This is a genomic window from Pedobacter sp. SG908 (assembly GCF_011759615.1).
GTDB classification, from domain to species: Bacteria; Bacteroidota; Bacteroidia; order Sphingobacteriales; family Sphingobacteriaceae; genus Pedobacter; species Pedobacter riviphilus.
In genome coordinates this window covers 1591241-1614950 of record NZ_JAAOYY010000001.1, presented here as the reverse complement: position 1 = coordinate 1614950, position 23710 = coordinate 1591241, and the positions used below count along the sequence as shown (strand labels likewise).

Sequence of the window (23710 nt, the reverse complement as noted above, 5' to 3'; positions counted from 1 at the left end):
ATTATTGTACTACGGTTGGTGTGGGCACTGCACTCACTACACCAGCTTTTTTTATATTTATAAGTGAATCGGCCTGTTTTTTCTTTTTGGCAATTGCCGCCACAGCTTTAGCCTTTGATAAAGAATCTGGTTTCATTTTTTTTCTGATCGCAAGAGAATCGGCCTTGAATTTCTTTGCTATCACCAGTGAATCGGCTTTAAATTCCTTTTTCTTAATCATTAAATCGGCTAACTCCGTTCCTTTTTTTTGCTTGGCTAACATTTTTTGTATGTTTTTATACATCGCTTCTAAGGGTACAGGGTTGGTGTTATACCAAATTAAGCTCCTGTTATATTCAGCAGAATCTGTACCGAATTTTTTATAAATCCCCATATAGTAAGCTGCCGCTACTTTCTTTGCCGAGTCTATTTCGTAAATGCTAGAAAGGTACCCATCTACAATGTGCATATCGTATAAAATCTTCTCCATTTTATCAGGTTTAATAATGCCATCAGGTATGCCAGGCTTGCAGCCAAACCATAATATAGCTGTCATTAAAACCCATATTAATCTCTTCATGCTTAATTTAAATATTATTTTTTGCCCAAATTGCGGCAAGGTTATTAATTTTACCAAAAATAGTTATAAATGAGCATAGCTGATAATCTTAAACAATATAAAAGCGAAGTTGAATCAGACGGGGTTAAACTAATTGCAGTTTCAAAAACACAACCAGTAGAATCAATTTTAGAAGCCTACAATGCCGGACAGCGCATTTTTGGAGAAAACCATGTGCAGGAAATGGTAGATAAACAGGCACAATTACCAAACGATATCGAATGGCATCTTATTGGCCATTTACAAAGCAATAAGGTAAAATATATAGCCCCTTTTGTTAAACTTATTCATGGGGTAGATAGCCTGAAATTACTACAGGAAATCAACAAACAGGCAGCAAAAAATAACCGAGTAATTGACTGTTTATTACAGGTTTATATTGCTGATGAAGATACCAAATTTGGGCTTGGTTTTGACGAAGTGGTTGAATTGTTGCGGGATGAAGAGTTAGCCGAATTGAAAAACATCCGTATTGTAGGTTTAATGGGCATCGCTACTAATACCAAGAATGAAAAGCAGATTAGGATAGAGTTTAACGAACTAAAAGTATTTTTTGATGGAATTAAAATGAGTTTTTTTCGCAAAGATGATGCTTTTAAAGAAATATCGGCCGGAATGAGTGCCGACTATAAAATCGCAATTGAAGAAGGCAGTACAATGGTACGCATTGGTAGCAGTATTTTCGGAAAAAGGGTAATCAAACATTTCAAAAACAACATTACGGCCAACTAATATGGATTTTAACATCAGATTTGCTACTGCAGAAGATTGTCCAAGAATATTGGAATTAATTAATGAGTTGGCCGTTTATGAGCGTGCTCCCGAAGAAGTAACGGTTACTTTAGCGCACTTTATCGATGCTGGTTTTGGCAAAATGCCAGTATGGAAAGCTTACGTAGCCGAAGTAAATAATACTATTGTCGGTTTTGCATTATACTATACACGCTACTCTACATGGAAAGGATGCAGGTTATATCTCGAAGATTTTATCGTAACAGAAGAATTTAGAGGGAAAGGCCTGGGTAAAGTATTATTCGAAAAAGTAATAGAAGAGGCCAAAAACGGCAACTATAGTGGCATGGTTTGGCAAGTATTAGACTGGAACGAACCAGCTATCAACTTCTACAATAAATATAAAGCACATTTGGAAAGTGGCTGGCTAAATGCGGCTTTCTCTAAAGAACAGATCAAGGCATTTTAATATGGATATTTTTAAGTTTGGAGGTGCCTCGGTAAAAGATGCGGCAGGTGTAAAAAATCTGGCCAATATTGTACGCGATTACAAAAAAGGGAATCTACTGATCGTAATTTCTGCCATGGGCAAAATCACCAACAGATTGGAAGACCTAACTCATGCTTTCCTCTCGCAAAATGATGAGGCCCATGAAATTTTTGAAGAAATTAAACATTTCCATTTCAGCATTATAGACGAACTATTTCAGGGAAAACACCACCCGGTTTATGATGATGTGGCCAATACCTTTGTCGAAATTGATTGGTTGATTGAAGATGAACCCGATAACAATCCTGATTATATTTATGATCAGATTGTATCTATAGGTGAGGTAGTTTCTACTAAAATTGTAGCAGCCTGGTTAAATGAAACAGGGAATAAAACCCTTTGGGTCGATGCACGTAACTACATCCAGACCGATAATACTTATAAAGAAGGAAAAGTTGATTGGCCTAAAACCAATCAGATTATACAAAAAGACTTATTACCGCTTTTAGCCGACAACATTATTGTAACACAAGGATTTATTGGCGGTACAAGCGAAAACTACACCACAACTTTGGGTCGGGAAGGTTCTGATTATTCGGCAGCCATATTTGCGTCCTGCCTAGATGCTGCTGCATTAACGATCTGGAAAGATGTTCCAGGGGTACTAAATGCAGATCCGAAATGGTTTGATGAAACAGAGAAGATTGCGCAGCTTTCTTATCATGATGCGATAGAACTTACTTATTATGGTGCTACGGTGATACATCCAAAAACAATAAAACCGCTTCAAAATAAAGGTATTCCACTTTTTGTAAGGTCATTTATACAGCCAGAAGGCTCAGGAACAGCAATTACCAAAGAAAATAACCCATTGCCTATCCCATCTTTTATTTTTAAGGTAAACCAGGCATTGATTTCTATTTTTCCTAAAGACTATTCCTTTATTATCGAAGAAAATCTGAGTAATATTTTTGAGCTTTTCCATACACACAAGATCAAAATCAATACCATGCTCAACTCTGCCATCAGCTTTTCCGTAAGCGTTGATGATCATCCTGTTCAGATTGAAAAACTGATCAAAGATCTGTCGAAAGAATTTACCGTAAAGTATAATAAGGGCCTTGAACTAGTTACCATCCGTTATTACAACCAACAAACTATTGATCGTGTAACAGTTGATAAAGATATTTTATTAGAAGTAAAGAGCCGCCACACTTGCCAGATGGTGATGAAGAATAAATAGTCAGAAGTTCTGGGGTCGGAAGATTAGTGTTTATCTCGATCCCTGCTACCTAATACTTGATACGCCTAAAACAATGAACAATAATCTTTTAGCCAAAGCAGTACAAGATTACATCAGCGCCAACTTAAATGCCGATGTAAACCAGGTTGCTTTAGCAAAAAGTCCGTTCGAAGGCATTACTCCTGCCGAGCTAGCCACGCAAATTATTTCCAAAAAGAAATCGGAAAAGAAATTGCCCACCTGGTTTAATACTGAAGATATTTATTACCCCCCAGTATTATCTATTGAACAAACTTCTTCTGAAATTACTGCGGAATATAAATCCAAACTGGCTAAAGGTGATACATTGATTGACATCACCGGAGGCTTCGGAATTGACAGTTATTACTTTTCGCGAAAGGTAAAAGCAGTTACACATTGCGAAATCAATTCCGAACTATCGGCAATAGCCCAACACAATGCCAGGGTTTTACATACAACCAATATCGAATTTAAAGCCGAAGATGGCATTGCTTATATCCAAAATAGTGATGCCTCTTTCGATACCATTTATGTAGATCCAGCACGAAGAGCCGAAAAGGGTAAAGTTTTTATGCTGAAAGATTGTACCCCCGACATTGTAAGTAATCTGGATACCTTATTAGAAAAATCGTCAAGAATAATCGTCAAAACCGCTCCTTTACTCGATATTTCAGCGGGATTATCAGAATTGAAACAGGTTAGCGAGATCCATATTGTAAGTATAAAAAACGAATGCAAAGAACTTTTATGGATAATAGATAAAGGTTACCAAGATGACACTAAAATTAGGGCTGTAACTTTAAATAACGAGATTGAAAAAGATTTTTCCTTTCACAGATCATCTTCAAATGCTTCAGTGCTATTTACAGATAATTTAAGTCAAGGTGATTACTTGTACGAACCAGATGCGGCTTTATTAAAATCAGGAGCCTTTAATTTAATTGGGACAACTTACAGTCTCTTTAAATTACATCCTCAAACGCAGCTATTTAATACTAATCTTATAAAAGCAGATTTCCCTGGCCGTATATTTAAAATTGAGGCCATACTGAGCACAGGTGAGCTGAAAAAGGCGTCAAATTTAAAAGGAAATGTAATTGTTCGGAATTATCCTGCAAAGCCTGAAGACTTAGTTAAGAAATATAAAATAAAAGCAGATCAGGATCAGTTTTTAATTTTTACAAAGATTGCAAATGGAGAAAATGTAATTTTAAAGGCCTCCATTATACAGTATTATTAACTGTAACCAGTCCCTCATCCAGATTTCATGATCTCATGTAACAGACCCGAGAATAAATTCAGGGTAACGAATAATTAATACAAAAAGCCTCTCTATTTGAAAGGCTTTTGTAGGGACGAAAAAATAATCAAATATATTATTGCTTAAACTTTCTTAACGTTTACTGCTTGTAAACCTTTTCGGCCTTCAGCTACTTCAAATTCTACTGTATCGTTTTCTTTCAAGCTTTCGATTCCACCTAAAACATCTTTAAAATGTACAAATAAGTCTTTATTGTCTTCTTGCACAATAAATCCAAAGCCTTTTTGAGTATTAAACCATTTAACTTTTCCGGTTGCCATAAAAAAATAAAAAATTGTATAAAATAAATAAACCTTTTACGCCTTGATCATCATTTCATTTAACCAATTGACTATTATTATGAATAAAACAACCAGTTTAAGCGTTAATTTTGAAACAAAACTACCAAATATAATAATTTATGGATATAAAGCAAGTCATTTCTGTCCATTCAACAAGAATGTTGCGTTGCCATAAAAAAAATCGAATTATTTATTTGGCTGAGGAGTTGTACGGAGATATGGCTTAATTACACGGTGTCCTTTCGGAAATTTAGCCGGAATATCTTCGGTTTTAATGCTATTTACTACAATTACATCTTCTCCATCTTTCCAGTCGGCTGGCGTAGCTACACTATAATTTGCAGTAAGTTGTAAAGAATCGATCACGCGTAGCACTTCATTAAAGTTTCTTCCGGTTGATGCCGGATACGTAATGATTAATTTCACTTTCTTATCAGGACTGATGACGAACAATGAGCGAACTGTTAAAGTTTCTGAAGCATTTGGGTGGATCATATCATAAAGATTTGCCACTGTTTTGTCTGGATCTGCTATGATTGGAAATTCTACAGAAGTATTTTGAGTTTCATTTATATCGCTAATCCATCCTTTATGCGACTCGGCAGAATCAACACTTAGTGCAAGAACTTTAACATTTCTTTTTTCAAACTCCCCTTTTAAAGCTGCGGTTCTACCCAATTCTGTTGTACAAACAGGTGTATAATCAGCAGGGTGAGAAAACAACACGCCCCAGCTATCGCCTAAATAATCGTAAAAATCTATTTCGCCAATGGATGTGTTGGCCTTGAAATTCGGTGCGGTATCGCCTAATCTTATACTCATAATATTATTAATTTAAATTTGACTAAAACAAATCTAAACAATAGTATAGTAAATACATAGATTTAATATTAATTTAAGACCCCAAAATTACAATTCCAATAAAAAACCCTAAAGAAACAATCTTCAGGGTTTAAGAATATTAATTTGTTTGGGGTGTTGCTTTTTAATAAACTTTGATCATAAAAACATAATCTTCTAGTTTTTCGATCTGTTTGGTACGTTTTAAACCAGCAAGTAAACTTTTCTTATTTGTACCTAATCTATTTACACCTAACGAATCTTGAGGAATCGCTCTCATGGCTTCTAAAATATATTTTGATTTAATGGCAAAAGCCGCCCCCTCTGTCTGATCTTGCTTACCACTGATAATACCAACCAAATTACCATTATTATCTAAAAGTGGTCCACCACTATTTCCCGGATTAACCAGAATCGAAACCTGATATTGGGTAGTATCACCAATAAAGCCACTTCTCGAGCTTACTGAACCTTCTCCTAGCACAATATCATCTTTAGGATATCCCAAAGTGTATACGTTTTCGCCTATATTACTGATGCTCTTTTTAATTGTATAAGGAATTGTAGATAAGCCGCTAAAATGTTTATCACTTATTTTAAGAATAGCAATATCGTTTTGCGGATCAGTATACACTGATTTTACTTTGAAAGATTCTCCCTTACTATTTTGTACATACAGGGAATCGGCACCGTTTACAACATGAAGATTTGTTAATATATATCCGTTTGTCGAAACAGCAAACCCGGTTCCTCCAAAATTACCCGAATTAGGCTTTTTAGGTGAGTTATGCAGTGTATTTGCTTTAACATCAAGAACAAGGTTATTTTGAGATTGTTTTACACGCGAAATCTCTCTACTCATTCGCTCATAAATGGCTTCCTGCTTGTTATTATGTTGAATAGAGTAAATTGATATGAGCGACAGAACAATAAAAGAAGCTGCAACCGCCACAACTGATTTATTTTTTCTCCAAAGCTGAATAATTTTTGAAGGATGGGGTTTAAGTGTATCGGCTAAACCTTCTACATCAATTTCTGAATGAATGTGATTTAACTGTTCTTTTAAGCGCAACTGTTCAGCAAATGCGTCCATAGATGCTAAAAAGAACTTATGCGAAACTACTCTATGGTCTACTGTGGCATCATTAAGGCGCAGCTGTTCAAAAGCTTCAGTTTCCTGTGCATTAAGTTTACCTAAAAGATAATCTTCAATAATTGCATCTAATTCCAAATCGTTTCTCATTTCAAATTATGGTTGAAAAAATATTTTCTTTAACCTTTGCAGGCACTTATATTTCTGCGTTTTTGCATTATCGGTATTGGTATAGCCGAACTTTTCGCAAATATCCTGCATGGATAAATTGTGGATATAAAAATCCTGAATAATGGTTTTACAAGGTTCACCCAGGTGGTCGAGTGCCGATTGCATTTTTACAAAAGCAGCGTCTTTCTCTTCGTGGTGCTCTACATCCTCCTCAACAGCAAATACATCTTCATAATCGGTAATATTACCGGCTTTTTTACTGTTTAAGCTAAGTTTTTTTAGCCAAATACGCCTGCAAACCGAATAAATATAAGTTTTCAGTTTGCTGCTGAGCTCAAAATTACCAGCTTTAATTTTGTTATATAAAATGATTATGCCTTCTTGATAAACATCTTTTGCATCATCCTCATCACCATTATTGTTTAGGATAAACTGCAAAACCATCGCATAATAAGCTTTGTATAACTTGTTAAGTGTATCTTCTGAGTTATTTAGGATACCTAAAATAACCTCTCTATCTGTTGGAACTGAACTCTTTAAACTGTTATTCACTAGTTAATACATTTTTCTATAAATAGTAACCCAATATTAGACAAAAAAATATTTATAGCTACTATAAATGCTTAATACAAACTTAAAGCAAACGGTAACCCAAATCTCAAAAAAAAATATTTTAACTTTTTTCTAAATTGTCGGGTTACCTTTTTACCTTTGCGGCATTAATAAGAAATTAATTACTTAAAAAATTCAAAAAATGAAAAATGCATTCAAATTAGGCTTTTTAGCTTTAGCTTTATCTTTATCAGTTGTTGCTTGTAAATCAGAAAAAAAAGCTGAAGGTGCTGATACAACTTTAACTGATTCTTCAACTGTAATTACTGACACTACTAAAAAAGATACTACAGTTAAAGATTCTACAGTTAAAGATACAGCTGTAAAAACTACAACTACTACAACTGAAGTTAAACACTAGTCTAACTTTAACATACAAAAAAGGCCTTAAATTAAGTTTTAAGGCCTTTTTTATTTTTATTTCATTTTTTTTCAATTTATTGGGTTACCTTTTTCATTTACCTGTATTAAGAGGTAAATTAATTACTAAAAAAATACTCAAAAATGAAAAATGCATTCAAATTAGGCTTTTTAGCTTTAGCTTTATCTTTATCAGTTGTTGCTTGTAACTCAGAGAAAAAAGCAGAAGGTGCTGATACTACAGCTACTGATTCTTCAACTGTAATTACTGACACTACTAAAAAAGATACTACAGTAAAAGATTCTACAGTAAAAGATACAACTGTAAAAACTACTACAGAAAAAACTGAAGTTAAACACTAGTCTAACTTACTTATAAGAAAAGCCTTTGGAAATTCATTTTTCAAAGGCTTTTTTTATTTATAAAAAACAGGCGGTTACCTTTTTATATTTTGGGTATTAATAGTATATATTAACCCTAAAACATATATTAACATGAAAAATGCATTCAAATTAGGCTTTTTAGCCCTAACTTTATCTTTAACAGTGGCTGCTTGTGGTGAATCAGGCAAAAAAGCTGATGGCACAGATACAACAGTTACAGATTCTTCTACAATTGTTACTGATACAACCAAAGTTGACACATTAGTAAAAGATTCTACCGTAAAAGACACCACTGTTAAAACTAAAACAGAAAAAACCGAAGTAAAACACTAATTTAATTAACTAATTACAGTAAAAAGGTCGCTATTTCACATCGCGACCTTTTTTATTTTAAAATACTGGGTTACCTTTTTAAGTTTTTTGTATAAATTAGCAAGTAATTAATTTTTGAAACCAAACAAATTAGAAAAAAAATGAAAAATGCATTCAAAATGGGCTTTTTAGCTCTAGCTTTATCTTTATCAGTTGTAGCTTGTAAATCAGAGAAAAAAGAAGGTGGAGCTGATTCATCTAAAGTTGATTCAACAGTAGTTGATACTACAGTGAAAGACACTACTAAAAAAGATACTACAGTTAAAGACACTACAGTTAAAACTGATACTACTAAAGTTAAAAAATAGTTTTATCAAAGCATTTAAAAAAAGCCTTAGTAACCTAAGGCTTTTTTTATTTAGACATCAAGACCTTAAAATCCACCAATTGTAGTAAATTTGCGGCAAAAATATAATCCGCATAATGAATTTAACATCACTACAAGCTATTTCACCTGTTGATGGTCGTTACAGAAAAACTACCGAAAGTTTAGCTGCTTACTTTTCGGAAGAAGCACTGATTAAATACCGTGTTTTTGTAGAAATCGAATACTTTATCGCACTTTGCGAAATCAACTTGCCTGGCTTAGAAAATTTTGACCGAAATCTTTATGCTGAATTACGCAAAATTCACGAAAATTTCTCAGAAGCTGATGCTTTAGAAATTAAAGAAACTGAAAAAGTAACCAATCATGATGTTAAAGCTGTTGAATATTTTATTAAAAATAAATTCGACGCCTTATCTCTTCAAAACTACAAAGAGTTTATCCACTTTGGCTTAACCTCTCAGGATATTAATAATACGGCCATTCCATATTCAATAAAATTGGCTTTGAATAACAGCTATTACCCAGCAATTAACACTTTAATTGAAAAAATAAATGCGCTGGCAATCGAGTGGAAGGATATTCCAATGTTGGCACATACACATGGCCAACCAGCCTCTCCTACCAAATTAGGTAAAGAGTTTTTAGTTTTCGCCGAGCGTTTGGCTATTCAGGTAGAGAGTTTAAAAAACATCCCTAATAGCGCAAAATTTGGTGGTGCTACCGGAAACTTCAATGCACACTTTATTGCTTATCCGGCAGTAAACTGGGTTAATTTTTCCAACCAGTTTGTTAACGAAACTTTAGGTTTAACCCGTGCACAACATACTACACAGATTGAGCATTACGATCAATTTGCTGCACAATGCGATGCGTTAAAACGGATAAATAACATTATTATAGATTTAGACAGAGATATATGGACGTATATTTCTAAAAACTATTTCAAACAGAAAATAAAAGCCGGAGAGATTGGCTCATCAGCTATGCCACACAAGGTTAACCCAATCGATTTCGAAAATGCGGAAGGAAATGCTGGAATTGCCAATGCTTTATTCGAGTTTTTCGCTGCTAAATTACCAATCTCGCGGTTACAGAGAGACTTAACCGACTCTACTGTTTTAAGGAACGTAGGTGTTCCTTTTGGACATACCTTAATTGCTATAAATTCTACTTTACGTGGATTAAACAAGATTTTGTTAAATGAAGCTGCCTTACATGCCGATTTAGATGAAAACTGGGCAGTTGTTGCCGAAGCAATTCAAACGGTTTTAAGAAGAGAGAACTATCCTAACCCTTACGAAGCCTTAAAAGAATTAACCAGAACAAACGCAAAAATCAATGCAGCAAGTATTGCCGAATTTATTGAAGGTTTAGCGGTTTCAGAAGCTATAAAAGTGCAATTGAGAACCATTACACCTTTTAACTATACTGGCGTTTTCTAGTCAAATTAAATTGACGTTAAGCAGACAGCTAACAAGGGTTTTATTGGTGACTAATTGTTAATTTTGTTTATTCAAATTGATTAAGACATGACGATTAACGTATATACAGAACAGACTCCAAATCCAGCTACCATGAAATTTATGGTAAACAAACTGTTAATAAATGGCAGTGAGGATTTTGCGACTAAAGAGAGTGCAGAGCATTCGCCTTTTGCTAAAGAGTTATTTAAGTTCAACTTTGTTTCTGGTGTTTTTTTCGCCAGTAATTTTGTTACCATTACCAAAACAGATGATGCAGAATGGGCTGATATTGAAGCCATTCTAAAAGAATTTGTAAAGGGTGCTGTAGAATCTGAATTAAAAATTAAAGAAGCAACCGCCGAAGAAGCGCCTGCTTTTGAAGGTACAGAAACCGAAGTTAAAATTCAACAGATTCTGCACGATTATGTACGCCCAGCTGTTGAACAGGATGGTGGTGCCATTACGTACAAATCTTTTGATGAAGGTGTGGTTACGGTAGAGCTGCGAGGCTCTTGCAGTGGCTGTCCATCATCTACCATTACGCTTAAATCAGGAATCCAAAACTTATTGCAGAGAATGGTACCGGAAGTTACAGAAGTCGTTTCAGAAGCGCTTTAAAATTGTGCATTTTTCATAGTATATAGTGAAAAGGTCCTGATGAGAATCGGGACCTTTTTTGTTGTACACCAACCGTCACCCTGAACCGAGCCTAAGCGAGCTCACCGAAGGTAATTTATTTCAGGGTCTTAATGCAAAAAGGATGCTGAAACAAATTCAGCATAACGTTACTTCTACTAAAAATACTGCTTAATTGCAGTTAGCATTTCATCAGTTAGCTTACCATTGGTGGCCAATATCTCTCTTTTCTCAAAATAATCATTACCTCCAGCGAAATCGTACACCTCTCCTCCTGCCTGCTGAACAATAAAACATCCGGCTGCAAAATCCCATTGCTGCAGATTATATTCAAAAAAAGCATCGAAACGTCCGCAGGCCGTATATACAAGATCTATCGCCGCGGCACCAATTCTACGCACTCCATGGCTTTTCTGCATCATTTCCGTCAATAATTTTAAATATTGAGGCTGTTTATCAAACTGATAATATGGGAAACCTGTAGCCAATAAACTCGATTTTAGATCAGGATTGATGGAAACCCTAATTTCTTTTTTATTCATAAGGGCAGGTCCGCCTTTATATGAATAAAACATTTCTCCCCTATTTAATTCGTAAACTACACCAATTACAGGTAATCCATCTTCATAAAGTGCCACGCTAATGCCATAGGTTGGAATACCATGGATAAAATTAGTTGTACCATCTAAGGGATCAATGATCCAGGTATAAGTTTTACCTGTTCTATTAATAGTTTTCTCTTCGGTTATAAAACCTGCATCAGGAATTAATTTTTCGAGGTTTTGAACCAGTTTCTGCTCTGCTGTTTTATCAACATAAGAAACCATATCATTTAACCCTTTATATTCAATTTTTTGGACATCGAATTGTATCGACTCTTTGCGGATAAAATTTCCGGTAAGTTTAACAATAGAGATTATCTTATTGCATAATAATTCGTAATTCATAGCTATTTAACAAACGAGGCGTTTATTGGATTAAAGATGAACTTATTAAAGTTTAAGCCAGTTGATTCTTGTTCCTTAAAGCATAAGCACTTAGTGCGATGCCACCTACTACAAGAAAAGTAGATATCATTTCGGCCTGTGTAAACGATAAACCAAACACATGGTATTTTGAGTTTACACGGATTAATTCGATACAGAAACGCTCAATACCGTTTAATATCATGTATATACCAAACATTAAACCTGGTGCCTTTATTTTATCTCTGATGCGCCATAAAAAGGCAAAAAGGATTAAACAGATAATTACTTCATAAATCGGTGTTGGGTATACGCCTTGCGCCAATTCGTTACAAAATTTGCCGGTACAACCAGGAATCGGGATACCTTCTCCTACTACGTTGTTCGGGTATTTATAAGACCACAACCAATCTGGCAGCCACGAAAATGGCTTTGGATTTGAATTTACAATACCCCAGTCTCCATCGCCAGCTAAGTGGCAACCGATTCGGCCTACAGCATAGGCCAGCATCATTCCAGGCCCACCTACGTCAAGCATGTGCAAGGGCTTAATTCCATTTCTTTTAGCGATAATTAATACGGCAGCACCGCCACAAATTAAACCACCATAAAAAGTTAAACCACTAAACGATAATAAGCGCTCTATAGGGTGTTGAACAAAATCATCCCAATACTCTAAATTATCGAAGAATTTTGCCCCTAAAAAGCCCCAGATAGCTGCCCAAACAATCAGGTTACTCATCGTTTGGTATGGGTGAATGGTTACCTGTGTTTCTTTTGGTTTATCTAATTTATGCTTATTCTTTTCGGTATAATCCCAATAGGCGAACAAACCTGCAAAAAACAAACCACCAATTATATTTCCTTTGGTCGACATTAAAATCGACTGTGCATCATTTACAAAAAGTTTATAGTTTAATAGTGCATAAACCAATTTATAACCAATAACAAAGCCAAAAAGGCCATTCATGATCAACTCTGATGTGGTAGCAGGTTTCCCAACCACAATTGTTTTTTTAATTGGGTGGAGTATGCCCAACGCTTCTTTACGCTTAAGCTCTTTGGTAAAAGCCCAATAACCAGCAACAAAAGCCAGTGCTACAAAAACGCCAAAAGTATTAAACGGAAGCGGTAAATTAATACCGAATAAGTATTCTAAAAAATGTGAAACGGTAGGAAACATACAAATAGTTTGTTGCGAAGATAGGAAAGAAAGACCAAAGCTGAAAGATTAAAAACCAAAGCTTAAAGACTAAAAATGGAAAGGCTTCAGCCTCTAAGCTGAACGACCAAAATTGATGATTAAAAGCTAAAAAACTCTTTTTTGTTTTTGAAAAGCGCAGTACCGTGTTTCATCGGTTATTTCAGTCCTGCGCTCCACTTTACTCTCCGATTGAAAACCTGTGAAACAAGCAAGCACACCATAAAAAAGCAAAAAAAAGTGCTTAAAACGGAATTCGTGCCCGCTCCGGTCAGGTTTTATTAACTTACTGGAGAAGTTCTTGGAGGATTATCAGGTGTTAAAAACAGATTCCAAAAATAAGTCTTCCTTCGACGTTCAGAACGATAGTTCAAAATATGGAGGTAGGACTTCCGATTAATGACTTCGGAATAAACTAATGGTGCACGTGAGTGGTTTCCAATTCGGCTACTTCTACTTCTCCATCGGCAGTAATTTCTAAAAGCTTAACTGCTTTCAATTCATTTACCATAACCGGATCGTATTTGGCACGTACTTTTACATAGTTTTTTGTAAAACCATGCATGTATCCAGATTTCTGATCGGCTTCGAAAAGCACTTCAGCTTCAGCACCAATTTGAGATTCGTAAAAAGCCCTCCGCTTTTTATCAGATAAGATATGAAGCATTTTACTGCGCTCATTACGCTCACTTCCTGCCACAACACCCTTCATTTCGGCTGCAGCTGTTAATTCGCGCTCAGAGTAAGTAAATACATGTAAATAAGAAATATCAAGTTGGTTTAAAAACTGATAGGTATCCAAAAAATCTTCTTTCGTTTCGCCAGGGAAACCCACAATCACATCTACACCTATACAACAATGTGGCATTACTTCTTTAATTTTGGCCACACGCTCTACATACAAATCGCTACGGTAACGACGGCGCATTAAGCCTAAAATTTTATCAGAACCTGACTGTAGTGGAATATGAAAATGCGGAACAAATCTTTTAGAAGTGGATACAAACTGAATAATTTCATTGCTTAACAGATTTGGCTCAATAGATGAAATGCGGATTCTTTCAATTCCTTCTACTTCATCCAAAGCTTTAACCAAGTCAAAAAATTTGTCTTCGCGTTGGCCATTTCTGATTCCGAAATCGCCAAGATTTACACCGGTTAATACAATTTCTTTAACACCGCTTTCTGCAATCATTTTTGCACGGTTTACCACATTTTCAATGGTATCGCTACGGCTTGCACCTCGCGCCAATGGAATGGTACAATAAGTACAAGGATAATCGCAACCATCCTGTACTTTCAAAAAAGTACGTGTTCTATCGCCAATTGAATAAGAAGCAATAAAATTATGATTAACTTTTTCTATATTTTGCTGATGAACGAGTGCTTTTGGCTGTTTTGTTAGGTCAGTGATGTATTCAACAATTCTGAATTTTTCTGCAGCGCCTAAAACCACATCAACGCCTTCTATTTCTGCAATTTCCTGTGGTTTTAATTGGGCATAACAACCTACAATGGTTACAAAGGCGTTTGGAGAATACTTTAAAGCTTCTTTAACAACTTTACGGCATTTTTTATCAGCATGCTCAGTAACAGAGCAGGTATTGATCACATAAACATCAGCCTGATCCTGAAATTCTACTACGGCATAGCCAGCATCGGTAAATAAACGACCGATTGTTGATGTTTCGGAGAAATTGAGTTTACAACCTAATGTATAAAATGCTACCTTTTTCATTGAGGCTGCAAAGATAGGAAATTTGTTCGGAGTTAAATGTTTGCCCTTTACAGAACTGACAAATTAACGACTATAAATTTTTAGGAATACAAATCCTTGTACCGTCTTTTAATATTTGCTCCTTCATTCCGTCAGGGCAACTTCTTTTCTCACAACCAGAGAAACAAAACACTGATAACAAAGTAAAAATGCATATTAAGGTATATCTTTTCATCATTATTTATTGCTGGAATTATACGATTTTATGTAAGCCCTGATGGTATCAAATGAATAGCTATCATTCATTTTAAACTGATCGGTAAGTAAAACATTATCGCCTATAAGATCGAAAAAATGCTCTTTACGTTCTTTTCTCGTTCCGAAAATCTGGTTACTTTTAATTTCAAGAAGTGGTCCTTCGCCTTTATAGGCATACCAAATTAAAGTATAATTGTTATTACCATAAGCATAATAGTACTGAACAAGATTGATTTTTCCCTTTTCGAGCCTAAGCAAAAACTCTGGTTCATTTAATTCCGGTCTGTATTTGGCTAAATAATTGATACTTTTTTCTGCAACAAAAAGCTCTTTGGTACTATCGATATTGATTTTACTGAATTTGTTTGATCCCTCGGGCTTAAACTTGTAAAAACCGATAAATTGTTTTTTAAATTCACCTTTTAAAGTATCGTTTTTGGAATTAACCAGAAAACCCTGTTGAGCTTTTGCATTGGAAAAAAATGCGCATAGTACTGCACAGCATAAGATAGAGCGTAAAAATAGTTTCATGATATTGGTTTAATCGGCCAAAAATATTCAAAATTCAGCAAATATCAATTACTTTCTTGCCACCGGTAACTTTCCTGTTCGAAGCCCGCTAAATCCAATACCCTGCTAATTACTGTTCCGGCAACTTCTTCAATCGTCTGGGGCAAACTGTAAAAAGACGGATTAGCTGGGCAGATGATTCCTCCCGCTTCAGTTACGGTTTTCATATTGTTAATGTGAATCAGGTTAAATGGGGTATCCCTAACTACAGCTATTAATTTTCTACGCTCCTTTAACACCACATCTGCCGCCCTCGAAATCAAATCGTTAGATATTCCATGTGCTACCCTACCCAAAGTCCCCATAGAACATGGGATGATAATCATCGTATCATATTTTGCCGACCCCGATGCAAATGGGGCATTAAAATCGTTTTTACTGTAAAAGGTAAAATCTTTAAAATGATTATAATCCTGGTTTCCCAGTTCGAATTGCCACACTGCTTTTGCGTTATCGCTCATTACTATACCAACGGTTTCAATCTGATCTTTTAATTTTAATAACTGATCGAATAAAACCTTTGCATAAATAGAACCGCTGGCACCAGTAACCGCAACAATCACTTTCTTTTTCATCATAACACAAAAATAGTTTTTCTAAATCCATTAAAACAAAAAAGGGCCAGAACAATGTTCTGACCCTACATCTACCTATGAAAAACATACCCTCGAAAGGGTAAGAACAAATATATATAAATTTTTAAAAAAATGTAAGTGTGAAATGTTAAATCGCTCAAATCAAATATTTAATTCAAAAAACAAACACAACACATTGATTATCAAATAAATAATTTTTAATAAAAATACATAAAAACTTTTTTTTAGCTTAAAAAGACAAATTTTTTAACTAAAAACAGTCTCAAATTGTCTTACAAATTAGTCGTAATTGCCAAGTAAGGTCTCACTTTACACTTTCACTATGCATTTTACGCTTTTGACTTTACAATTTTTTGATCTTGATATAACATAAAACAAAATCAAATTCATCAAACTTTACCTGAAATGTTTTAACGATAGCAATTAAAGACTCTAAAACAATGCTGGAATACAACGATGCACAAGCAAAAAAACAATCCCATTATAATTTATACTATTTTGTATGATAAATATTATAATATCCTTACAAATCGGTTGGCGATTAAATGTTTAAGAATTATATTTGGGAAGTGTCAACTTAAATTTATGATAGATTTAGCCTCTCCATTCTTAAAAGCACTGTTAAAACATTCTAAGAGTCCAATAGTCATTTTTAAAGTAAAGCCAATATTAGTGGTGGTAGAACATAATGATGCTTATCAGGCTTTAATAGCGCGCGTGGGTGGAAAATTAAAATTCTATGATATCGACATTATCCCAAACCTATTATCTGATGCTGAAAAAAATATTCTGATTAAAACAGTTCAGAAAGTAAGCGAGCTTAAGGCAAAGCAGACGCTGGTTATTCATCCCATCTATTCCAACTCACCCAACGTAAAATGGGAATTAGAATTTTCGCCAGTATTACAAAATGATCGTCCGGTTGAATACCTCATCTGTTCATTAAGGGAAATTCCAATAGATGAAAATGACCTTGAACATATTTTATTTGAACTTTCAGAAAGTGAAGCACGTTTTAGGGGATTTTTTGAGCAGGCACCTTTAGGCATGTGTGTATTAAAAGGTCCGGAACTTATTACGGAGTATGCAAACGATAACATATTAAAACTTTGGGGTAAAAGCAGAAAAGAGGTTATCGGGATTTCCCAGGAAGAGGCACGGCCTGAACTCGAAAAACAGCAAGCACTTGTAAAACGTGTAAAAGATATTTTTAAAAATGAACAGCCCTTAACGATCAATGAATTAAAACTTTCGACACCGGTTTCAGATGGTTATTTCATTGCTTTTTATGAGCCCTTAAAAAATGATAAAAACGAAGTAACCAGAATTTTAGTGATTATTAAAGATATTACAGAGCAGGTAAACTTTAAAAAAGAACTACTTAAAGCTAAAGATATTTTAAAAATAGCCATGGATGCATCGGAAATGGGCTCATGGAATATCGATCTGGAAAGTAAACAGGTACTTTTATCAGAAAGGGCACAACAAATTTACGAACTGGAAAATAACAGGCTGGGTATTGAGGAAGCCAAATCATTGATAAGCCCGGAAGACATTGGTCATCTTACCAGTGGTATCAGGCGTGCCTTACATCATAGAAGTGCTTTTAACATCGAATACCAAATTAACTTGAATGGAATAAGTGCTAAAAGCAAGTGGTTAAGAACAGCAGGAAAAGCCTATTATAATGAAGATGGAAAAGCCGTTTATATCGCAGGGGCTGTTTTGGATATTACGGAACATAAACAGGATGAAATTAGAAAAAATGACTTTATCGGCATGGTAAGTCATGAACTTAAAACTCCACTAACATCCTTAAGCGCTTATGTGCAACTTTTACAGTATAAATTTAAAGAAACTGATAATGATTTTCCCATCCAGATACTCGATAAGATAAATGTTCAATTAAAAAGAATGTCGTTAATGATTGATGGCTTTTTAAATGTATCCTTGTTAGAATCGGGTAAAATTTTACTGAACAAAACAAATTTTAATCTTGTTGATTTAATTAAAACTATAGCTGATGAAAATGGAATGGTTTTACCTAGCCATTTTATCCAGGTAATTGGTTCGGAAGAAATGATTGTAAATGCCGATATAGAGAAAATTGGTAACGTGATCAATAACCTGATTGGTAATGCAGCCAAATACTCAAAAAAAGACTCATTAATTGCAATAAAATGCGAAATGCAAAAAGGTTATGCCATTGTGAGTGTAGAAGATGAAGGGATAGGCATTAGAGAAAATGATATGCCCAGACTTTTCGATCGCTTTTACCGTGTAGAGAGCCCTGATACTAAAACAATTGCAGGATTTGGAGTTGGCCTGTACATTTGTGCCGAAATAATTGAAAGGCATCAAGGAAAAATTTGGGCAAAAAGTAAATTCGGGGAAGGTTCTACCTTTTATTTCAGCTTACCTACTTCAAATAATCAATAATACCACTTGCTTAAAGTATGCGAAATTAGACCTTTATTTCTTCCATTTCTAATTTAACGTTAACTGCTACTAAGCCGCTCTTGTTTAATTCTATTTCAAAAATTACTTTCGAATTTATATTAATTTGATCAGATACATTATCTAATTGAAAGTGAATATCTTGACCATTTTCATCAATAATGATACCTAGTCCATATTCAAAGTCAATCTGAGTAACTTCTCCCTTTCTCATATCGCCCATTACAAAATACTTTTTTATAAATAACAAGCAATTATAGTCAATTTACGTATAATTAAAAATACATAAAATCATTTTTTTGAATAATTATAAATTACTGAATCTGCATTTTTTATTACTAAAACGATTTAATTTAAGAGAATAAACGCTTTCGATGTTATACTTTGTGAATGAAATACAAACAATATTTTTTTTTTAATCAACTGTTTTACAACTTGTTATTACAAATAAAAAAAACTATTTTTATAGAACTAAATCGAGCTTCTGCGTGCTAATAATTGAATTAATGATCACAATTATGAAAAATCTCACCCAAACCCTGAATATCAAAGAAGAAATCATTTTATTATCTGAAGAAACAGACCGAAATTATTGGGCTAAACGTTTAGGCGTAAGTTCTGAAGTCTTGAAATCTGCTGTAAGGGCAACAAGAAGTATCATGTTAAATCAGATCACAGCTTATTTAAACCAGCAAAAGAAAAAAATCAGTATTTCTTAGCCTTTTATGGAGCTGAAATTTAAGTACGGTCGGCTCTTTTATCTGCGGTAACGGTGCCAAATCCTATACCATTTTTATTGTTAGGGTAAGTGCGATTGCTGTGCTATTATTTATTATAATAGCCATCAGAAGCAAAATAAAGACACCAGATAACACGGGGCATAGTACATAAAGGTAGCCTAGCGATTGGATTTTAGCCTCTTATATTGACACTAAGTGAGGTAGCCCCACCTGGAGGATGTAGTGTTTTTTTAATCTGCATTAATACAATAGATAAGAAAACCGACAAGGCAGAAGATAAAATGTCCAAATATGTTCTTTAAAACTAACTAAAGTTTCTTTATAAGCAATATATTTTGCTGTTCGAAGGTGTCTTCTTATCCGTTTTCTCATAACCCATAATGGAGCGCGGGCAGAATAAACAAATATTAGAAAGCAAGAGGAAAGCTTTCTATACAAAAAAGGGCTCGAAAAATTAATTCCAGCCCTTTATATGTTTAATTATTTTATGCTTTTATTTTTGAGATTGCTCAGGTGCTTTTCCGATCAGATCCATAAACTGATCTAATTTAGGCGTAATAATAATTTGTGTACGTCTGTTTTTCGCCTTTCCTCCTGCTGTAGTATTATCAGCAATTGGATTAAATTCTCCACGCCCACCGGCTGTTAAACGTTTAGGGTCGACAGCATACTTGTTTTGCAATACCTGGACTACTGACGAGGCACGCAAGGCACTTAAATCCCAGTTGTTACGGATATTTGTTTGAGCAATAGGCACATTATCAGTATTACCTTCGATTAACACATCATAGGTATCGTAATCTTTAATAATTTTGGCAATTTTGCTTAAAGTCTCACCAGCTTTATCAGAAACTTCATAGCTGCCCGATTTATATAACATGTTATCAGCTAAAGAGATGTATACTACCCCCTTAAGTACTTGTACATCAACGTCACCCAATTCTTCCCTGCTCAACGATCGTGTTAAGTTATTAGTTAACACCATATTAAGCGAATCGCTTTTGTTTTTGGCATTAACCAGTTGTTTGATGTATTTATTTGAACTATTAATCTCATCAACCAGTTTCGAAATATTAACATTTCCCTGACTACTAGAATTTAAACATTTGTTTAAAGCTTCTTGCAATGCCGTTACGTTGGCCTTTTCTGACGCAATCTGCTCTTCTAAACTTTTAACCCTACTGGTACTTCCACTAAGTTCACGCTGACTATCCTGGTATTTATTACTTAGCTCCTGATTTCTTTCTCTTAACTTAGTATAAGTATCCTGAAGTTCGGCATACTTCTTATTACTTACACAACCCGCAGCAAGTGCAAGGGTAAAGAGCATTATGGGAATTGATTTGTATAATTTCATAATTTTACTTTATTTATTACTGCTATAGTTAACAAATTCCTTGCCGTAAAGTTTAAAATCGCCCTGAGCAGATGTTAAAAGGCGTTAATTTTTACCGAATCGAAGCTTGCCAATGCTTTATACGCTCTTAATCCTATACTACCAGAGGCGTATTGATTATCTGTTGCTGAAAGAACAGGCTGAGCTGATCCGTTGATAAAAATGTTAAATTTATCTCCCTTTGCCACTATCTTTAAGGTATACATTTTGTTCATTTCAACAGGATATTTTCCTGAACTTATGACGGTCCATTTTTGCCCGCTAGCTTTTCCTAATAATATGTTCCCATTTAATTGATCTAACCCCACATAATAGCCTTGGTAAGCATCGGGGCCAATGGCAGGATTAGAAACCCTGAACATTAAACCAGCATCGCCTGCAGTATTGATTTTAACATCTGCCTGATAAATAAAATCTTTAAAATCTGTTCCATTAGCCACATATTTAGATCCATTTATACCATAACCACCAGAACCTGAATTTGATGCCGCGTTAACCTGCCCATCTTTCCAAAACCAACCGCCTCCATAAAAAACCCAATTGCGGGCCATTCCGCGATCAAAGTTTTCAACTAAAGTTTTATTTATTTTTTTTGGCTCACCGATTACAGGGAAACAGCTTAGGCGAATATTTTCAGATCCGTATGGCACCAAAATAACTTCCTCCTGTTTCTCAGCTGATAAAATTGGACTAAAGGGCACATCAAAAGCAGCCAGTTTATTGTAACCTAAGCCCCATGATGGAATCTTTTTTGCCTGAACCTTTACTTTAACCGGTGCGCTTGCTGCAATGAAAGGGTTTTCTGGCATTTTCGATTTTAGCACGCTAGCATTTTCTAAACCACTTTTACTGATCATTAAACCATAATTCCATGCCGATTCTGGGTGGATTTCGTAATCTGTAAAACCAGCAACAGGATGCGTTTTGGTTACCTTATTTACCGCCTTAATTTCTAGTGCATAAACAATAGGTCCACGTTCTACACTTATAGAATTGTTTACCTGGGCATGGGTGGTAATTTCCATTGGAAAATTCAGTTCTAATTGATCCTGATTTTTCCATTCGCGGGCGATGGTAAACATTTCTCCAGCTTTTACTCCTTTTAATATAATTCCATTTAATTTAATGCTTGGCTTTATACTCCAGGCTGGGATTCTTAAAATTAACGGAAAGGAGGTTGCAGCAGCAAGTTCTACTTTTAATCTGATCTGTTCTTCGAAGGGATAATTAGTTTCTTCAGTGATTTTTATCTTTTTGTTTTCGGCCACAACAGTTTTTATTTCCATAGGTCCATAGGTAATTATAGCCAAACCTTTCTCTGGAGTAGCCACTACACTACTTTTTACAAAATAAGGCCAACCCATGTGCATGTTATAGCGGCAGCAGCCAAAACCCGAATATGGACTGGAAATGATACCTGTGGCATAATCTTGATTAAAGCCTTGCTCGCCATGAATACTTTGAACCTGATTGGGTAGTGTATAATATGAATGGTTTTTAAAATCTCGACTAAACTGTGCAGGCAAAGCATTAAAAGCCACTTTTTCCAATTGATCGCCAATTTTTACATCATGAATAACCTTTGCCGCAGTTTCTAAACTTTGCATCCATTCTACTACAGTACAGGTTTCTACCCCTTCAATACTGCTTGTACCCGCCAGGAACTCAGTTCCAGAGCCTAAACCCTGGGGCTGACCATGATCGTGCATAATATGTGCTATGCCCTTAGAAAGTGCTTCCAAATTAGAGGGGTGATCTTCAAGTTGCGCATAAACTCCAGGGAATTTTAATGCCTGAGCCACATTAACCATATGTTTAGGCTGAAAATCATCACCAAAAAAGTAAAATCCATTATTGCTATAAATATCAATCCAAGGGTATGCCTGTTGTTTTAACTTTTCTACGAGTTTTAATAAATCCTGGTCGCCGGTTTTATTGTAAAGCCAAATGGCAATTTCCATATTATCGGCTGCTCTTGCTTTAGCCCAATCTTTTAATGGATCAGCATCGAGATTATTAAGCTCGTATTTAAAATATTTTGATAGAAACGGAATAACCCTTTTATCATTTGTAGCTTCATAATAACTCTGCAGGGCATACATCATGGGCATGCGTGGCCACCAATCTTTCATTTTTGGCGGACCAAACAATCCATTCGCTTGCTGATTGTTTAAAGTCCAATCGATATATTTTTGCGCTTTCGCTTTTAGCATAGGATCGTCTAAGGTATAGGCTAATGCGACTAAACCTTTAATATAATAGGGTACCCGTTCCCACCCATTTCCGTCACCGCCCAACCAATCGGAATTTTTACCCAAATTATCTTTTTCCGGATACAACTCTTCAGCCATTCCTGTTGCACCATCTCTTTGTTGCTCTAATTGTTTTAGCAGCCACCCTTTAGCTTTAATACTACCAACTGGCAATTGCACGTAAACATGTTGTTTTAAAGGTGTTTTATTAAACTCAGTTAAATTTTGGGCATACAAAGTATGCATGAATAGACAGGAAACCAGAAAATAGCTTAAGGCAGGTATTCTTTTCATAAAAGGACAATTGGTTAGATAATATTTTATAAAAATAATAAATATGAATGAATATTAAAACGATTTAGTAATCCAGATTTAAACACTAAAAAAACACTGTAAATTGCTAGTGCAAACCAAAACTATGGACATAACAAACGAAGGGTAAAAAAATTATACAGTTTGAAAAGCAGCATGTTTACACCAATGTTGTAATATGTTCCAATTTTTAACGGGCCAAGGCAAGCATCAACCTTTGTTTGCCCACCAGCTCTTGATGGAAACTGAGAATAGTTCTATATTAGATCCAGAGAGCGTTAATTTAGAATCGGGGGATAGC

General features: G+C 35.0%; 26 protein-coding genes. 12 read left to right on the top strand and 14 right to left on the bottom strand.

Translation table 11 applies throughout. The features are described from left to right. Position 1: 1 nt before the first annotated feature. Entirely contained in the window at positions 2 to 559 is a 558-nt protein-coding gene (locus FHT21_RS06615; protein ID WP_167293936.1) for a DUF4296 domain-containing protein, read from the bottom strand. 69 nt (positions 560 to 628) lie between these two features. Here FHT21_RS06615 and FHT21_RS06610 point away from each other — a divergent pair, with 69 nt between their 5' ends. From FHT21_RS06610 to FHT21_RS06595, 4 genes are all read left to right on the top strand, one after another. After that, positions 629 to 1330: a YggS family pyridoxal phosphate-dependent enzyme gene (locus tag FHT21_RS06610; protein WP_167293935.1), complete on the top strand. Its 702-nt coding sequence runs from the start codon at positions 629 to 631 to the stop codon at positions 1328 to 1330. Position 1331: 1 nt separating this feature from the next. Beyond that, positions 1332 to 1799, top strand: a complete 468-nt coding sequence (locus FHT21_RS06605; RefSeq protein ID WP_167293934.1) for a GNAT family N-acetyltransferase — start codon at positions 1332 to 1334, stop codon at positions 1797 to 1799. Between the two features lies 1 nt (position 1800). Then, positions 1801 to 3063 carry an aspartate kinase gene (locus FHT21_RS06600; RefSeq protein WP_167293933.1) on the top strand — a complete coding sequence of 421 codons (1263 nt, stop codon included), beginning with the start codon at positions 1801 to 1803 and terminating at the stop codon, positions 3061 to 3063. Positions 3064 to 3136: 73 nt separating this feature from the next. Continuing rightward, entirely contained in the window at positions 3137 to 4324 is a 1188-nt protein-coding gene (locus FHT21_RS06595; RefSeq protein WP_167293932.1) for a class I SAM-dependent methyltransferase, read from the top strand. A gap of 143 nt (positions 4325 to 4467) precedes the next feature. Here FHT21_RS06595 and FHT21_RS06590 read toward each other — a convergent pair whose 3' ends face one another. The 4 genes from FHT21_RS06590 to FHT21_RS06575 all read right to left on the bottom strand — a co-directional run bounded on the left by FHT21_RS06590 (position 4468) and on the right by FHT21_RS06575 (position 7342). Beyond that, positions 4468 to 4665, bottom strand: coding sequence for a cold-shock protein (locus FHT21_RS06590; protein WP_029276380.1), 198 nt, complete (start codon positions 4663 to 4665; stop codon positions 4468 to 4470). Between the two features lie 207 nt (positions 4666 to 4872). Then, the gene (locus FHT21_RS06585) at positions 4873 to 5508 is read right to left on the bottom strand and encodes a peroxiredoxin (RefSeq protein WP_167293931.1); all 636 of its coding nucleotides are present in this window, start codon (positions 5506 to 5508) and stop codon (positions 4873 to 4875) included. A 163-nt stretch (positions 5509 to 5671) separates the two neighbouring features. Then, on the bottom strand, positions 5672 to 6769 hold the full coding sequence (locus FHT21_RS06580) for a serine protease (RefSeq protein ID WP_167293930.1): 1098 nt from the start codon (positions 6767 to 6769) through the stop codon (positions 5672 to 5674). Between the two features lie 6 nt (positions 6770 to 6775). Next, on the bottom strand, positions 6776 to 7342 hold the full coding sequence (locus tag FHT21_RS06575; protein ID WP_057934273.1) for a sigma-70 family RNA polymerase sigma factor: 567 nt from the start codon (positions 7340 to 7342) through the stop codon (positions 6776 to 6778). A gap of 202 nt (positions 7343 to 7544) precedes the next feature. Between FHT21_RS06575 and FHT21_RS06570 the strand changes: the two genes are divergently transcribed. From FHT21_RS06570 to FHT21_RS06545, 6 genes are all read left to right on the top strand, one after another. Next, entirely contained in the window at positions 7545 to 7763 is a 219-nt protein-coding gene (locus tag FHT21_RS06570) for a hypothetical protein (RefSeq protein WP_167293929.1), read from the top strand. 143 nt (positions 7764 to 7906) lie between these two features. Next, positions 7907 to 8125, top strand: coding sequence for a hypothetical protein (locus FHT21_RS06565; protein ID WP_116251789.1), 219 nt, complete (start codon positions 7907 to 7909; stop codon positions 8123 to 8125). Between the two features lie 132 nt (positions 8126 to 8257). Continuing rightward, entirely contained in the window at positions 8258 to 8479 is a 222-nt protein-coding gene (locus tag FHT21_RS06560) for a hypothetical protein (protein WP_167293928.1), read from the top strand. Positions 8480 to 8619: 140 nt separating this feature from the next. Then, positions 8620 to 8826, top strand: coding sequence for a hypothetical protein (locus FHT21_RS06555; RefSeq protein WP_167293927.1), 207 nt, complete (start codon positions 8620 to 8622; stop codon positions 8824 to 8826). Between the two features lie 115 nt (positions 8827 to 8941). Further along, on the top strand, positions 8942 to 10288 hold the full coding sequence (gene purB, locus FHT21_RS06550; protein ID WP_167293926.1) for an adenylosuccinate lyase: 1347 nt from the start codon (positions 8942 to 8944) through the stop codon (positions 10286 to 10288). A gap of 87 nt (positions 10289 to 10375) precedes the next feature. Then, positions 10376 to 10927, top strand: coding sequence for a NifU family protein (locus tag FHT21_RS06545; RefSeq protein WP_167293925.1), 552 nt, complete (start codon positions 10376 to 10378; stop codon positions 10925 to 10927). Between the two features lie 176 nt (positions 10928 to 11103). On the opposite strand, the gene FHT21_RS06540 is transcribed toward FHT21_RS06545, so the two are convergent. The 5 genes from FHT21_RS06540 to FHT21_RS06520 form a co-directional block, all read right to left on the bottom strand. Continuing rightward, complete coding sequence (locus FHT21_RS06540; RefSeq protein ID WP_167293924.1) at positions 11104 to 11892, bottom strand: inositol monophosphatase family protein; 789 nt, start codon at positions 11890 to 11892, stop codon at positions 11104 to 11106. Between the two features lie 52 nt (positions 11893 to 11944). After that, on the bottom strand, positions 11945 to 13093 hold the full coding sequence (locus tag FHT21_RS06535) for a prolipoprotein diacylglyceryl transferase family protein (RefSeq protein ID WP_167293923.1): 1149 nt from the start codon (positions 13091 to 13093) through the stop codon (positions 11945 to 11947). Between the two features lie 433 nt (positions 13094 to 13526). After that, positions 13527 to 14849 carry a tRNA (N(6)-L-threonylcarbamoyladenosine(37)-C(2))-methylthiotransferase MtaB gene (gene mtaB, locus FHT21_RS06530; protein ID WP_167293922.1) on the bottom strand — a complete coding sequence of 441 codons (1323 nt, stop codon included), beginning with the start codon at positions 14847 to 14849 and terminating at the stop codon, positions 13527 to 13529. Between the two features lie 216 nt (positions 14850 to 15065). Beyond that, positions 15066 to 15617 carry a hypothetical protein gene (locus FHT21_RS06525; protein WP_167293921.1) on the bottom strand — a complete coding sequence of 184 codons (552 nt, stop codon included), beginning with the start codon at positions 15615 to 15617 and terminating at the stop codon, positions 15066 to 15068. Between the two features lie 44 nt (positions 15618 to 15661). Next, entirely contained in the window at positions 15662 to 16234 is a 573-nt protein-coding gene (locus tag FHT21_RS06520; RefSeq protein ID WP_167293920.1) for a UbiX family flavin prenyltransferase, read from the bottom strand. Positions 16235 to 16837: 603 nt separating this feature from the next. Here FHT21_RS06520 and FHT21_RS06515 point away from each other — a divergent pair. Then, a complete protein-coding gene (locus tag FHT21_RS06515; protein ID WP_167293919.1) occupies positions 16838 to 18691 on the top strand; it encodes an ATP-binding protein in 1854 nt (617 codons plus the stop codon). Between the two features lie 25 nt (positions 18692 to 18716). On the opposite strand, the gene FHT21_RS06510 is transcribed toward FHT21_RS06515, so the two are convergent. After that, positions 18717 to 18923, bottom strand: a complete 207-nt coding sequence (locus tag FHT21_RS06510) for a cold-shock protein (protein ID WP_167293918.1) — start codon at positions 18921 to 18923, stop codon at positions 18717 to 18719. Between the two features lie 304 nt (positions 18924 to 19227). Between FHT21_RS06510 and FHT21_RS06505 the strand changes: the two genes are divergently transcribed. Continuing rightward, entirely contained in the window at positions 19228 to 19428 is a 201-nt protein-coding gene (locus tag FHT21_RS06505) for a DUF3606 domain-containing protein (protein ID WP_167293917.1), read from the top strand. Between the two features lie 193 nt (positions 19429 to 19621). Here FHT21_RS06505 and FHT21_RS24915 read toward each other — a convergent pair whose 3' ends face one another. From FHT21_RS24915 to FHT21_RS06490, 3 genes are all read right to left on the bottom strand, one after another. Continuing rightward, the gene (locus FHT21_RS24915) at positions 19622 to 19690 is read right to left on the bottom strand and encodes an HPP family protein (RefSeq protein ID WP_243854015.1); all 69 of its coding nucleotides are present in this window, start codon (positions 19688 to 19690) and stop codon (positions 19622 to 19624) included. Between the two features lie 252 nt (positions 19691 to 19942). Next, the gene (locus FHT21_RS06495) at positions 19943 to 20806 is read right to left on the bottom strand and encodes an OmpA family protein (protein WP_167293916.1); all 864 of its coding nucleotides are present in this window, start codon (positions 20804 to 20806) and stop codon (positions 19943 to 19945) included. A 74-nt stretch (positions 20807 to 20880) separates the two neighbouring features. Further along, positions 20881 to 23391, bottom strand: coding sequence for a beta-L-arabinofuranosidase domain-containing protein (locus tag FHT21_RS06490; RefSeq protein WP_167293915.1), 2511 nt, complete (start codon positions 23389 to 23391; stop codon positions 20881 to 20883). Positions 23392 to 23710: the final 319 nt, after the last annotated feature.